We start from the raw sequence: 12,001 nt of genomic DNA, 5'->3' as shown, positions 1-12,001 counted from the left end.
CCGACAGATACAGTCAGCGCCGCGAACTGTGTGGGGTGGTTCGAGACGAGACAGCCGTCGCGGCTAAAGCCCCTCCCACAGGAAGCGCGACGCAACCGGCACCTTATTGTTCCCAGGGTTTACCGCGAGTTTGCTCGTTGATCTGCAGCTTCTGCTGCAGCGCGGCCTTGGCCAGCATATGGGCGCTGACCGGTGCGGTGATAAACAGAAACAGGGCGATCAGCAGCTCATGCAGGCTGACGCCCTCGCCACGAAAGCTGAAGTAGATCAGCGAGGCGATCACCATGCCGCCCACGCCCAGGGTGCTGGCCTTGGTCGGGCCGTGCAGGCGCATAAAGAAGTCCGGCAGGCGGTACAGGCCGATTGCACCGATCAGCGCGAACAGGCTGCCGATCAGCAGAAACAGCGCCACCAGCGCTTCGATCCAGAAAGCCATCAGATGCTCCTCATTCGATGATGTCGCCACGCAGCAAATACTTGGCCACGGCCACCGTGCCGATAAAGCCCATCACCGCAATCAGCAGGGCCGCTTCAAAATACAGATCGCTGCCCAACCAGATGCCAAACAGCACCAGCATGGCAATCGCGTTGATATACAGGGTATCCAGGGCCAGGATGCGGTCGGGCAGATCCGGGCCGATGATCAGGCGCGCCATGGTCAGTACCAGGGCCAGGCCGATGATCACCAGGCACAGCGGAATCACGTAGGCGAGCATGTGAATACCTCCAGCAAGGGTGCTTCGTAGCGCTGTTTGATTTCCGCCATCAAGGCTTCGGCGTCTGGCACATCGAGGCCGTGTACCAGCAGCATCTTGCGGTCATCGCTGAGGTCAGCGGATACCGTGCCCGGGGTCAGCGAGATGATGCTGGTGAGCATGGTCAGGGCCAGTTCATCTTCCAGCAGCATGGGGATTTCCACGAATGCCGGGCGCAGCTTGGCGGGCGGCCCGAGGATCAGCTTGGCCACCTGCAGGTTGGCAGTGACGATATCGCCGAGGATGCGCAGCAAAAACAGGCACAGTTTGAAGGGCTTGTAGACCCGTGGCGGGTTGATCCAGAACACCTGGGTCAACAGCGGAATCGCCCAGCCGAGCAGCGCTCCGAGCAGCCAGTGGCCCAGGCTCAGGTCATTCATCAACAGCAGCCAGACCAGCAGCAGGCACAGGCTTAGCAGCGGATGGGGTAACCAGCGACGTGCTTTCATCGTACAGCTCCCGATTCGATGATTTGCCGGTACAACGCCAGGTCGTGTAGCTGACTGGCCGTGGCCTCGACGTAACTGAGCAGCGGCGCGGCGCCAACCATCAGCAGCAGGCTGAGCAGCAGCAAGCCGGCGCAGGCCAGTAGCCGGCCGTAGTCCAGCTCGGCGCTGTCCAGCTGGCTCAGGCCGACGCGCCAGAACAGCATGCTGCCGGCACGGCTCAGGGCAATCAGGGTCAGCAGACCGCCGCCCAGCACCACTGGCCACAGCATGAGCGCCTGCACACCCGGCTCCAGCGAGCGCAGCAACAGCAGCTTACCGATAAACCCGGAAAGCGGCGGCAGGCCGGCCACAGCAATCGCGCCGAAGAAGAACAGGCCGCCGAGCAGATGCGGATTCTGCAGCGCCGGGCCCTGCACCAGCAGCCCCTGCTTGTCGCCGCGCTGACGGCTAATCAAATCCGCCAGCAGGAACATCCCGCCTGCCACCCAAGTGCTGTGCACCAGGTAATACAAGGCGGCGGCCAGGGCTTGCTCGGTGCCGATGGCGATACCGGCGAGCAAGGTGCCGACCGACACCACCACCAGATAGGCCAACAGGCCCTGTAGGCTGACCGCCGCCAGCGCGCCGATCACGCCCAGCGCCAGGGTCAGCAGGGCAATTGGCCAGAGCCAGTCGTTGGCCATATTGGCCAGGCTGCCGGCATCGTCACCGAAGATCAGCGTGTACACGCGGATGATCGAATACAGACCGACCTTGGTCATGATCGCAAACAGCGCAGCGACCGGCGCAGTGGCCGAGGCATAGGCCTTGGGCAGCCAGAAATACAGCGGCAGAAACGCCGCCTTGAGGCCGAATACCACCAGCAGCAACAACCCGGCAGCACCGAGCAGCGCCGCATCATCCGGCCCGGCAGCGGCCACCCGACTGGCCATATCGGCCATGTTCAGGGTGCCGGTGATGCCATACAGCACGCCCACCGCAAGCAGGAAGAACGCCGACCCCACCAGGTTCAGCACCACGTAATGCAGCCCCGCACGCACCCGCTCTACTCCGCCGCCATGCACCAACAGCGAGTAGGACGCGATCAGCAGGATTTCGAAGAATACGAACAGGTTGAACAGATCGCCGGTGAGAAAGGCGCCGTTAATGCCCATCAACTGGAACTGGAACAACGCATGGAAACTCTGCCCGCGCTGATCATCACCGCGCACTGCATAGAGCAAGGCAAAGCTGCCAAGCACCGCCGTGACCAGCAGCAGCAAGGCGCTCAGGCGATCAAGCAGCAGGATGATGCCGAACGGCGCTGCCCAGTTACCGGCGGCATACACCTGCAGCACGTCCTGATCAGCCAGCCAGAGCAGATAGCCGCTCAATGGCAGCAGCATCAAGGTGGCCAGCAGCGACAGGCTGCGTTTGACTCGCAGGCTCAGGCCCGCGCCCAGCAGCAACAGGCTGCCGGCAAACATCGGCAGCAGAATGGGCAGGATCAAGCCGTGGTTCATTGCGCAGGCTCCTGGCCGTCAACATGGTCGGTCTGGGTTTCGCCCACGCTGCGCAGCGCCAGCACTACGACGAAGGCGGTCATGGCAAAGCCGATCACGATGGCGGTCAGCACCAGCGCTTGCGGCAGCGGGTCAGCGTATTCGCTGCTCTTGCCGATCACCGTGACCACGCCACTCTGCAGGCGGCCCATGGCAAACAGGAACAGGTTGACCGCATAGGAAATCAGCGTCAGCCCCAGCACTACCGGGAAGGTCCGCGCGCGCAGCAGCAGGTACACACCGCTGGCGGTGAGGATGCCCAGGGTTGCGGCAAATATGGCTTCCATCTCAAAGCACCTCTTGTGCAGCTTTTTCCTGGGTCAACTTGCCCAGGTTGGCGAGAATCAGCAGGGTCGCGCCGACAACCGTCAGGTACACGCCCAGATCGAACAGCATGGCGGTGGCCAACTCGATTTCACCGACCAGCGGGATATGGAAATGACCGAAGGCCGAGGTCAGGAACGGCCGGTCAAACAGCCAGCTGCCCAGGCCGGTCAGCCCGGCAATCAACACGCCGAGGCCGGCCATGCCCTGGTAATTCAGCGGCAGGCGCGACTGCGTCCACTGCACGCCACTGGCGACGTATTGCAGGATCAGCGCCACGGCCGTCACCAAGCCGGCGATAAAGCCGCCACCCGGCAGGTTGTGCCCGCGCAGGAAGATAAACACCGAGACCAGCAGCGCCATCGGCAACAGCACCCGCGACAGAGTGGCGAGGATCAGCGGATGGCGGTCACGCGCCCAGTCGCGCCCCTGTGCATCGACCTTCGGCTGGATCAGGCGCAGGCCATCGAGCAGCGCGAAGATGCCCACGGCGGCAATCGCCAGCACTGTGACCTCACCGAGGGTATCGAAGCCACGGAAGTCCACCAGGATCACGTTGACCACGTTGGTGCCGCCACCGCCCGGCACGCTGTTCTCCAGGAAGAATGCGGAAATGCTGTCGTATGGCCGCGTCAGCACGGCGAACACCAGCATCGCCACCATCACGCCAGTGCCGACCGCCAGGGTGAAGTCACGCAGACCGCGTAGGCTGCTCGACTCGATACGGGTATGCGCCGGCAGGAAGAACAGCGCGAGCATCAGCAGGATAATGGTCACCACCTCTACCGACAGCTGGGTCAGGGCCAGATCCGGCGCCGAATAACGGGCGAAGGCCAGGGCCACCATCAGCCCGACCACGCTGAGCATCAGCAACGAAACCAGGCGCTGGCGATGGAAGACCACCGTCACCAAGGCGGCCAAGGCCATGATGCCCAAGCCCAGAACGGTGATGCCGTCGATCTCGGCCATGGCCACTGGGCCGCTGATCTGCGGCAACGAGCTCAGCCCCTGAGTCACCACCAGCAAGGCCGCTGCCAGCAGCAGCGCCAGGTAACGCTGCAGCGATGCATTCTCCAGCCAGTGGGTGATCACGCTAGACACCTTGACCAGGATCAGCACACCACGCTCGAACAGCAGCTTGGCGTCAACACTCGGCAGCCCGGCATACCAGCGGAACAGCGGCTGACGGAACACGTACACCAGAATCCCGCCAAACAGGGCAATAAAGCTCATCAGCAGCGGCAGGTTGAAGCCATGCCAGATTGCCAGGCTGTAACTCGGTACATCACCGCCCAAAGTTGCCGAGGCAGCAGTCGCCAGCAGCGGCGCCACGGTGTAGGCCGGCACGATACCCACCAGCAGGCAGAGGAACACCAGAATCTCCACCGGCACCTTCATATAGCGCGGCGGCTCATGCGGCGGGTAATGCGGCAGGTCGACCGGCTCGCCGTTGAAGAACACGTCGTGGATAAAGCGCAGCGAATACGCCACCGAGAACACCCCGGCCAGGGTTGCCGCTGCCGGGATCACCCAGTTGAAGCTGCCCAGCAGGTGCTGGTTGAGCGTCTCGGTAAAGAACATTTCCTTGCTCAGGAAGCCATTGAGCAGCGGCACCCCGGCCATCGCCGAGGCCGCCACCATGGCCAGCACGGCCGTATGCGGCATGTACTTCCACATGCCGTTGATGCGCCGCATGTCGCGACTGCCGGTTTCGTGGTCGATGATCCCCGCCGCCATAAACAGCGAGGCCTTGAAGGTAGCGTGGTTGATGATGTGGAACACTGCCGCCACGGCGGCCAGGCGGGTATCCAGACCAAACAACAAGGTGATCAGGCCCAGATGGCTGATGGTCGAATAGGCCAACAGCCCCTTGAGGTCATGCTGAAACAACGCCATCCCGGCACCGACCAGCAAGGTCACCAGGCCGGTGATGCTGACCAGGTAGAACCACCACTCCGACCCCGCCAGCGCCGGGTACAGACGCGCCAGGAGAAACACCCCGGCTTTGACCATGGTCGCCGAGTGCAGATAAGCCGATACCGGCGTCGGTGCCGCCATGGCGTGCGGTAGCCAGAAGTGGAACGGGAACTGCGCCGATTTAGTGAACACCCCCAGCAGCACCAGAATCAGCGCCAACGGGTACAGCTCATGGGCGCGGATCGCATAACCGGCCGCCAGCACCTGAGACAACTCGAAGCTGCCGGCGATATGGCCGATCAGCAGAATCCCGGCGAACAGCGCCAGGCCACCACCGCCCGTCACGGCCAGGGCCATGCGCGCGCCTTTGCGCGCATCCGAACGGGCACCCCAGAAGCCGATCAAGAGGAACGACGACAGACTGGTCAGCTCCCAGAACATCAGCATCAGCAGCAGGTTTTCCGACAGCACCACGCCGAGCATCGCGCCCATAAACAGCAGGAGGAAGGCGAAGAAGCGCCCCATCGGCTCCTTCTTCGACAGGTAGTAGCGCGCGTAGAGAATGACCAGCAGGCCGATACCGAGAATCAGCAGGGCAAACAGAAAGCCCAGACCATCCAGGCGCAGGCTGAGATTCAGGCCCAGGGCCGGCAACCACTCCAGTTTGACCTTGAGCACTTCACCAGCAAATACCGCAGACTGCTGCGAGAACAACAGCACCAAAGCCGTCAGCGGCGCCAATGCCGCCGCCACAGCGCAGGCGGAACGGCCCATGCGTTCGGCCAGCAAAGGCAGAAAAATGCCGAGAAATGGCAAGGCGATGATCAGCGCAAGCGTCATAGAAAAACCCCTTAATACGAACCCGGCACGTACCCGTGCCCGGCTGACTCCCTAACCTGCTCACTGCGGTCAACCGCAGGCTTTTGCCTGCGCAGCAACCCGCGCAAAAGTATTGCACCGCGCGGCGACTAAAGCCCGTTGGCACAAAAGCGTGCGCGATTATCCATAACTATCGGCCAACCGTCATGGATAGAATTATTACTAAACACTGTGTTTTCCGCGAGCTTGCCTGAAAAACCAGAGAAACGCCGATAAACATCTGGTTTATCTAGAAAAAAGGCAATAAAAAACCGGATCAGTCAGGACTGATCCGGCCTCTTCGACACTCAGTGAGTAACGCGACTGGTGCCATTCACGGTCATGATGCGCACGCGCTCACCAACGCGGAAAATCTGATTTTCTTCAACGGCCTGCACGTAGGCGCGCATGCTGCCGTCATCTTCGCGCACGGTGATTTCCACACCCTGGGTACGGGTCAGGCCTTCCTCGGTCATCGCGCCCAGCAGGCCACCGGCCACTGCACCGATCACCGCCGCCACCGCGCTGCCGCGCCCGCCACCGACACCGCTACCGGCCACGCCGCCGATGACTGCACCAGCACCTGCGCCGATGGGGGTTTTCGTGCCTTCGATCTTCACTGGGCGCAACGCTTCGATGGTGCCCATGCGCACGGTCTGCACGGTGCGTGCTTCATCGCGCGAGTAGGTGTCGCCAGTCAGGCTGGAGGCGCAGCCACCCAACAGGGCCAGCACGGCAAACGAGGCAGCCAACAGAAAAGGTTTACGCATGATTGTTTCTCCAGTTAGGCAGGCCCCATTAAAACGCCTGCGCAGCTTCGCTGTCACCCGCCATTATGCGGCAAAACTTTACCTAACCTGCCGCGCGGAGCCAGGGCGCGACATTCCGCCGCGTTCAGAACCGACATCCAGCCCGCCTAAGCTAAGGCTTGATCGGGGGATTTATGGATTATTTTATCGTCGCAATCACCAGCGCTGCCGGGCTGTACTTCCACTGGTGGCTGTATGTGCGGATCAAACGCTGGATGGACCGCGACCTGGCGCTGTCACTGGCTGGCGACTCAGCGGCCAAGCGCAGCTATATGCTCGCCCGCCTGGCAGAGGCGCAGGCCGCTGGCATCAAGCGCAGCGCCCTGCCCGCCTGGTTGGAGCAAGCTGCCGCGCAGTACCCCGGCGGCTGAAACGCGCTCAGGGCGCCAAACGCTCACGCAGCCAGTTCGCGCCCTGCAGACGAAAATTAAGGCGGTCATGCAGGCGGCTGGAACGGCCCTGCCAGAACTCGATACGCTCCGGCAGCAGGCGATAGCCACCCCAGTGCGGCGGGCAATGCGGCGCACGATCGAGAAACCGCTGTTCGGTCTCGGCCAGCAGGCCTTCCAGCTCGGCGCGATCGGCAATCACCCGGCTTTGCGGCGACGCCCAGGCGCCCAGACGACTGCCCAGCGGACGCACCTGAAAGTAGGCATCGCACTCTTCAGCACTAACCCGCTCGACGCGCCCCTCGATTCGCACCTGCCGTTCCAGGCTAGGCCAGAAGAAGGTCATGGCGGCAAAGGGGTTGGCGGCCAGGTGCTGGCCTTTGGCGCTGTCGTAGTTGCTGAAGAAGGTAAAGCCGCGCGCATCCAGGCCCTTGAGCAGCAGCACCCGGCAATGCGGGCGCCCTTCAGCATCGACGGTCGCCAGGGTCATGGCATTGGGCTCGACCGGCAATTGCTCGGTCTTCACCGCATCGGCAAACCACTGCTCAAATAACGCAAAAGGCTCAAGCGGCGCTTGCGCCTCGCTCAAGCCATCGCGGGTGTAATCACGGCGCATATCAGCCAGGGTTTGAGTCATCGGCAAATCCTCTCGATCAAGTCTTGCCTAGCTTACCCGCGAGCGCTCTATCTGGCTTGATCTGCGGCAACGCGCCGCTGCGTAGCGCGTTACTGAGCGGCAGCAGGCTTATCAGCCTTGGCTACGGTTTTCGCGTTTTTGTCAGTTGCAGGCTTGCTAGCCGCAACTGCAGTGGCGGGGGCCGGTGCAGGCTGGCTGTACTTGGAGATCAACGCGTTGAGGGTGTCTTTCGAGGTCAGGAGGATTTCCACTCGGCGGTTCAACGCACGGCCTTCAACGCTGTCGTTAGCTGCACGCGGCATATCCGAGCCCAGACCTTTAACCATCAGACGGTTCTGCTTGAGACCGCTAAGGCGGAAAATCGAGGTGAAGGCGCGGGCGCGCTGGTGGCTCAGCTCGCGGTTAGCACTCACTTCACCGCTGCTGTCGGCGTGGCCAAGAATCAGTACACCGATGGTTTCATCGCTTTCCAGCAATTTGGCCATACGGCTCAGCGGACCGAGGGTGACCGGCAGCATCATATGCGGACGATCCGGGTTGAACGAGCCATGCACTGGCGCGGTGACCACCAGCAGGTTTTCCCGACGTTCGAACTCGAAATGGGTGCCTTTGATCGCTTCACGCACCTTCGGCTCGTACACATCCAGCCAGGCCTGGGTTACTGCTGGTGGCGGCATTGGCACCACTTTCGGCGCGGGCTTTTCGGATTTTTCGAAAAGGCTGCAACCGCTGATCAGTACACACAGCGCGATGGCGAGAGTTTTGTTGGCGAGCATCGGGTATCCACACGTGATAAGCAAAAAGAAGCCGGTCAGTGGCCCGCGCTGGCGGCAGGCCATGCCATGTTGCGCAGCAGTTTAGCCGAGCTGGCTATAAACAATCAGCCAATAGACGCGCAAGTTTCTGCGCACGGGGGTCCATCAAGACGAACGGTCCTAGGTTGTTGGTGACAAAACCGAAGGCCACATCCCGCTCCGGGTCGGCAAAGCCAATGGAACCGCCGGCTCCAGGGTGGCCAAAGGCGCGCGGCCCCATGCCGTAGGTGGCGTTGGCGACCTCGGGCTGGTCGAGCATGCAACCCAGACCGAAGCGGGTGCGGGTCAGCAGAGTCTTGTCTTCGCCCACTGCGTGCTCGCGGGTCAGCTCGGCCAGCAACTCGCTTTCCAGCAACTGACCATCCAGCAGGCCGCTGTAGAAGCCGGCCAGGCTGCGGGCATTGCCGTGGCCGTTGGCTGCCGGCTGCTGCATGCGCCGCCATTCWGGCTTGTTGGTGCTGGTCATGATCGACGGTGGGTTGGTAAAAGCCCGCGTACTCATGGCCGCAGGCTCACTCACCATGGTCTTGAGCAGGCGCTGGGCGGCCGCATCGCCGAAGTTACCCTTGCCGCGGGAGATGATCGCCACCCGGTCGAACTCTTCATCCGCCAGGCCAACATGGAAATCCAGCCCCAGCGGTTTGGCCGTACGCGCGACGATGGATTCGCCCGGCCCGCGCCCCTCGACTCGGCGCAACACCTCTCCCACCAGCCAGCCGTAGGTGATCGGCGCATAACCATGGCCCTCACCCAATGGCCACCAAGGCTGTTCGGCGGCCAGCGCCGTGGTCATCGCCTGCCAGTCGTATAAAGCTTCGGCCGGCAGCATCTCGTGCAAGGCTGGCAACCCGGCCTGATGGCTAAGCAAGTGACGCAGGGTGATCTTGTCCTTGCCGGCAGCGGCGAACTCCGGCCAGTAGCGCGCGACCGGTGCATCCAGCTCAAGCTTGCCCTCGCCCACCAATTGCAGCGCGGTAACGGCAGTAAAGGTCTTGGTGCAGGAGAACAGGTTGAGGATGGTGTCGCTGTGCCAGGCCTGCTGGCCATCCTTGTCGGCAACACCGGCCCACAGATCCACCACAGTTTCGCCGCCGACCTGCACGCACAGCGCCATGCCGCGCTCTTGCGGCTCCTCGAACAACGCCGCAAAGGCGTCTCTCAGCGCCTCGAACTTGAGGTCGAAATACCCCTGTATCTGCACCACCCTGCCCCCTTCTCGTATTCGGCCAAATGCTTGGCAGATTGTTTCAGCTCTAACGCCTGCGTAGAACCCTGCGCAAGGTTGGCAACCCTACTATCAGCCCGGCGAATAGCCTTTTACGGAACCGCCGGCACTGGCGTATTCACCGTTTCGAGCAGCGTTTTCGGCACATCCAGGTTGGCTTTGCGCACGGCTTTGACAAAGCCATCCCACGGCCGGTCGGTGATGCCGACCAGACCCAGATGGCCATTTTCGCCATCCAGTAGACGCCCGGTGACCGGTTGATCAAGGTACTGAAACCAGTGCAAACCGACGATCTGCGGCTCTTCCAGGGCCTTGGCCAGGAAATGCGCATAGGCCGGGCCGCGCTCTTCTTCCTTGTACACCTCGGCAACCCCGCCCCAGAACGGCCCACGGTCACGCGAACCGAAGTGGAACTCGGTGACCATCAGCGGCTTGTCCAGCTGGCGCAGTGCGGCAAAGTCATAACCGTGCTGCGGCTCGCGGGTGTAGAAATTGAAGCTCAGTACATCGCAGAACTCGGCGCAGGCATTCACCGCCTCGGGGATGCTGCTGGCGAAACGGCCACCCAACAGCAGGTGATTGGGCGCGTGCCAGTCGAGCGAGTCGGCAATGGTCTTGAAGTAGGTGTCGGCATACAGACGCAAGAACGCCTGCATGTCCTTTTCGATGGACGGGAATTCGGCACTTGGCAGCGGCGCCTGGAAGCCTGGATCTTCCATCAATTCCCAGGCCGGCAGCTCGATACCCCAGGCGCGGGACAGGCCATTCTGATTGCGATACTTGTCGCGCAGCTGCTTGAGGAAGGCGCGCTTGGCCGGCACGTCGGTGGTCAGGCGCAGCGTGGCATACGCCAAGGCGTAACGACCATTGGGATCATCCGCCGGGCCAGCCCAGGCCAGTTCGTTATCGGCGAAATAACCGAGCAGCCAGGGATTGTCACGGTGATCGCGCGAGGCAATCGCCACAGCGCGCTCGGTGGCCATGGCAAAGCGCGGGTCGAACGGATCAGGCATCGCGCCCCACCAATCAACGCCGGTGCTGATGGTGGCGTAATCGCCACGAATCGACAGCGGAATGCTGAACGGCATGCGCGTATCCCCGCCAAAGGCCGGTTCACTCCAGTTACCCAGGGTATTGAAACCCCAGGCCTGCAGGCGGTCCTGACTCAGCGTGCGCCAGGCAGCTGGGTCAACCTGACCATAGCTACGCTGCAGGTTGGCCTTGTAGAAATCGAACCAGCGCCCGTTGGCAAACGCCCGGCCCTGATTGGCGCCGGTGTCGCTGCGGCTGTCGGATGTACCGAAATAGGCCGCCAGCGCATCGCCCGCCTGCGGTAACCCGGCAAACATCGCCTCACGTCCCTCAACGTAGGTGGCGCTCTGCTGCGCGGTCACCGCATTGACGCCCAGCGAGTAGAACGGATGGCCCTCCGGCGTGACCAGAAACCAGCGGCCGTCGCGTTTCTCGGTACGAAAGAAGCCACTCGCCTCAAACGGCTGCCCGCCGGTCCAGCCGGCAAACTTGTCTTGCGCCGGGCGCTCGGCCAGCCAGGTATGCAGTTGTTTCTGTTCCTGCGCCACCGCCTGCTGCAGTTGCTCGTCGCTCTTGACCTTACCCGGCCAGTCAGCCCGCGCATACTGGCCATAACGGTCGACGATACCGGCATAGGCCGCCGCCGAAAGCTGCTCACCGTTTACACCAAACTGGCTGATCAGAATATGTTGCGCAGCTTTCGGCTGTGGCATGGACAGGGTGACCGCGCTGACCTTGCTCAGGTCCAGCGCACCCGTGACCGTATCCGCCAGCAGCAGGCGTTGGCCTTTGTGCGTCCAGGGCATCGGCACACCGGCGCGCATGCCCTGAGCGCGGGGCGAAGTTGCCTGCAAGGGAATCAACAGGGTTTGCGCAGGGCCGGCAGGCAAGGCGATACGCGTACTCAAGCGCTGACCGTCAGTGCTCTCGATCAGTACATCCAGGGTCAGTGCCCAGTCCATAGCGTTCTGCACACGCAGGCTGACCAGCGTCTGCTGCGACCAGTCCCAGCTAGCGCTTTGCGGGGTTAGCTTTAGGCTCGGCTGCTCGGCAGGATGGAAAGTCACCCGGCGCAGCACCTCGCCTTGCGGGGTCGGTTCGCCAATGCGGTTGGGTAGATCGGCATCCTGCGTCGTAACCTGCACGGCATCCATTGGCCGGACAAAGTTGAACAGCTCCTGCGGCTCTGTCGCCATGGCGGCACCGGCAAAACCCACGAGCGCCGATAGCAGAACAGCCGTTTGCAGCCT

General features: G+C 62.4%; 12 protein-coding genes. 1 reads left to right on the top strand and 11 read right to left on the bottom strand.

Annotated features, from left to right (window positions below; translation table 11 throughout):
* Positions 1-103: 103 nt before the first annotated feature.
* From P3C18_RS18110 to P3C18_RS18080, 7 genes are all read right to left on the bottom strand, one after another.
* Entirely contained in the window at positions 104-436 is a 333-nt protein-coding gene (locus P3C18_RS18110; RefSeq protein WP_275963188.1) for a Na+/H+ antiporter subunit G, read from the bottom strand.
* 10 nt (positions 437-446) lie between these two features.
* Positions 447-716: a K+/H+ antiporter subunit F gene (locus P3C18_RS18105; protein WP_160015225.1), complete on the bottom strand. Its 270-nt coding sequence runs from the start codon at positions 714-716 to the stop codon at positions 447-449.
* A complete protein-coding gene (locus P3C18_RS18100; RefSeq protein ID WP_275963187.1) occupies positions 701-1,204 on the bottom strand; it encodes a Na+/H+ antiporter subunit E in 504 nt (167 codons plus the stop codon). The genes P3C18_RS18105 and P3C18_RS18100 overlap by 16 nt, the downstream gene beginning before the upstream one ends.
* Positions 1,201-2,706, bottom strand: a complete 1,506-nt coding sequence (locus P3C18_RS18095) for a monovalent cation/H+ antiporter subunit D (protein ID WP_275963186.1) — start codon at positions 2,704-2,706, stop codon at positions 1,201-1,203. Before P3C18_RS18095 ends, P3C18_RS18100 begins: the two co-directional genes overlap by 4 nt.
* Entirely contained in the window at positions 2,703-3,032 is a 330-nt protein-coding gene (locus P3C18_RS18090; protein ID WP_233686045.1) for a Na+/H+ antiporter subunit C, read from the bottom strand. The genes P3C18_RS18095 and P3C18_RS18090 overlap by 4 nt, the downstream gene beginning before the upstream one ends.
* A gap of 1 nt (position 3,033) precedes the next feature.
* Positions 3,034-5,826, bottom strand: coding sequence for a monovalent cation/H+ antiporter subunit A (locus tag P3C18_RS18085; protein ID WP_275963185.1), 2,793 nt, complete (start codon positions 5,824-5,826; stop codon positions 3,034-3,036).
* A 326-nt stretch (positions 5,827-6,152) separates the two neighbouring features.
* On the bottom strand, positions 6,153-6,614 hold the full coding sequence (locus P3C18_RS18080; protein WP_275963184.1) for a glycine zipper domain-containing protein: 462 nt from the start codon (positions 6,612-6,614) through the stop codon (positions 6,153-6,155).
* A 173-nt stretch (positions 6,615-6,787) separates the two neighbouring features.
* On the opposite strand from P3C18_RS18080, the gene P3C18_RS18075 reads away from it, so the two are divergent.
* Complete coding sequence (locus tag P3C18_RS18075; protein WP_275963183.1) at positions 6,788-7,024, top strand: hypothetical protein; 237 nt, start codon at positions 6,788-6,790, stop codon at positions 7,022-7,024.
* 7 nt (positions 7,025-7,031) lie between these two features.
* On the opposite strand, the gene pdxH is transcribed toward P3C18_RS18075, so the two are convergent.
* The 4 genes from pdxH to P3C18_RS18055 form a co-directional block, all read right to left on the bottom strand.
* Complete coding sequence (gene pdxH, locus P3C18_RS18070) at positions 7,032-7,679, bottom strand: pyridoxamine 5'-phosphate oxidase (protein WP_275963182.1); 648 nt, start codon at positions 7,677-7,679, stop codon at positions 7,032-7,034.
* 89 nt (positions 7,680-7,768) lie between these two features.
* A complete protein-coding gene (locus P3C18_RS18065) occupies positions 7,769-8,455 on the bottom strand; it encodes an OmpA family protein (RefSeq protein ID WP_275963181.1) in 687 nt (228 codons plus the stop codon).
* Between the two features lie 94 nt (positions 8,456-8,549).
* Positions 8,550-9,695, bottom strand: a complete 1,146-nt coding sequence (locus P3C18_RS18060; RefSeq protein ID WP_275963180.1) for a serine hydrolase domain-containing protein — start codon at positions 9,693-9,695, stop codon at positions 8,550-8,552.
* A 116-nt stretch (positions 9,696-9,811) separates the two neighbouring features.
* Complete coding sequence (locus P3C18_RS18055) at positions 9,812-11,947, bottom strand: beta-agarase (protein ID WP_275963179.1); 2,136 nt, start codon at positions 11,945-11,947, stop codon at positions 9,812-9,814.
* Positions 11,948-12,001 lie beyond the last annotated feature (54 nt).

This window comes from Pseudomonas sp. 1928-m (assembly GCF_029269135.1).
Classification (GTDB): domain Bacteria; phylum Pseudomonadota; class Gammaproteobacteria; order Pseudomonadales; family Pseudomonadaceae; genus Aquipseudomonas.
The sequence above is the reverse complement of the archived record's forward strand: the minus strand, read 5'-3'. Positions and strand labels throughout refer to the sequence as shown.

Bases quoted from the DNA above. Each gene is read 5' to 3' on its own strand.
- P3C18_RS18095 (WP_275963186.1), bottom strand. From the start codon at position 2,706: ATGAACCACGGCTTGATCCTGCCCATTCTGCTGCCGATGTTTGCCGGC.
- P3C18_RS18090 (WP_233686045.1), bottom strand. From the start codon at position 3,032: ATGGAAGCCATATTTGCCGCAACCCTGGGCATCCTCACCGCCAGCGGT.
- P3C18_RS18110 (WP_275963188.1), bottom strand. From the start codon at position 436: ATGGCTTTCTGGATCGAAGCGCTGGTGGCGCTGTTTCTGCTGATCGGC.
- P3C18_RS18105 (WP_160015225.1), bottom strand. From the start codon at position 716: ATGCTCGCCTACGTGATTCCGCTGTGCCTGGTGATCATCGGCCTGGCC.
- pdxH (WP_275963182.1), bottom strand. From the start codon at position 7,679: ATGACTCAAACCCTGGCTGATATGCGCCGTGATTACACCCGCGATGGC.
- P3C18_RS18075 (WP_275963183.1), top strand. From the start codon at position 6,788: ATGGATTATTTTATCGTCGCAATCACCAGCGCTGCCGGGCTGTACTTC.
- P3C18_RS18100 (WP_275963187.1), bottom strand. From the start codon at position 1,204: ATGAAAGCACGTCGCTGGTTACCCCATCCGCTGCTAAGCCTGTGCCTG.
- P3C18_RS18065 (WP_275963181.1), bottom strand. From the start codon at position 8,455: ATGCTCGCCAACAAAACTCTCGCCATCGCGCTGTGTGTACTGATCAGC.
- P3C18_RS18055 (WP_275963179.1), bottom strand. From the start codon at position 11,947: ATGGCGACAGAGCCGCAGGAGCTGTTCAACTTTGTCCGGCCAATGGAT.
- P3C18_RS18085 (WP_275963185.1), bottom strand. From the start codon at position 5,826: ATGACGCTTGCGCTGATCATCGCCTTGCCATTTCTCGGCATTTTTCTG.
- P3C18_RS18080 (WP_275963184.1), bottom strand. From the start codon at position 6,614: ATGCGTAAACCTTTTCTGTTGGCTGCCTCGTTTGCCGTGCTGGCCCTG.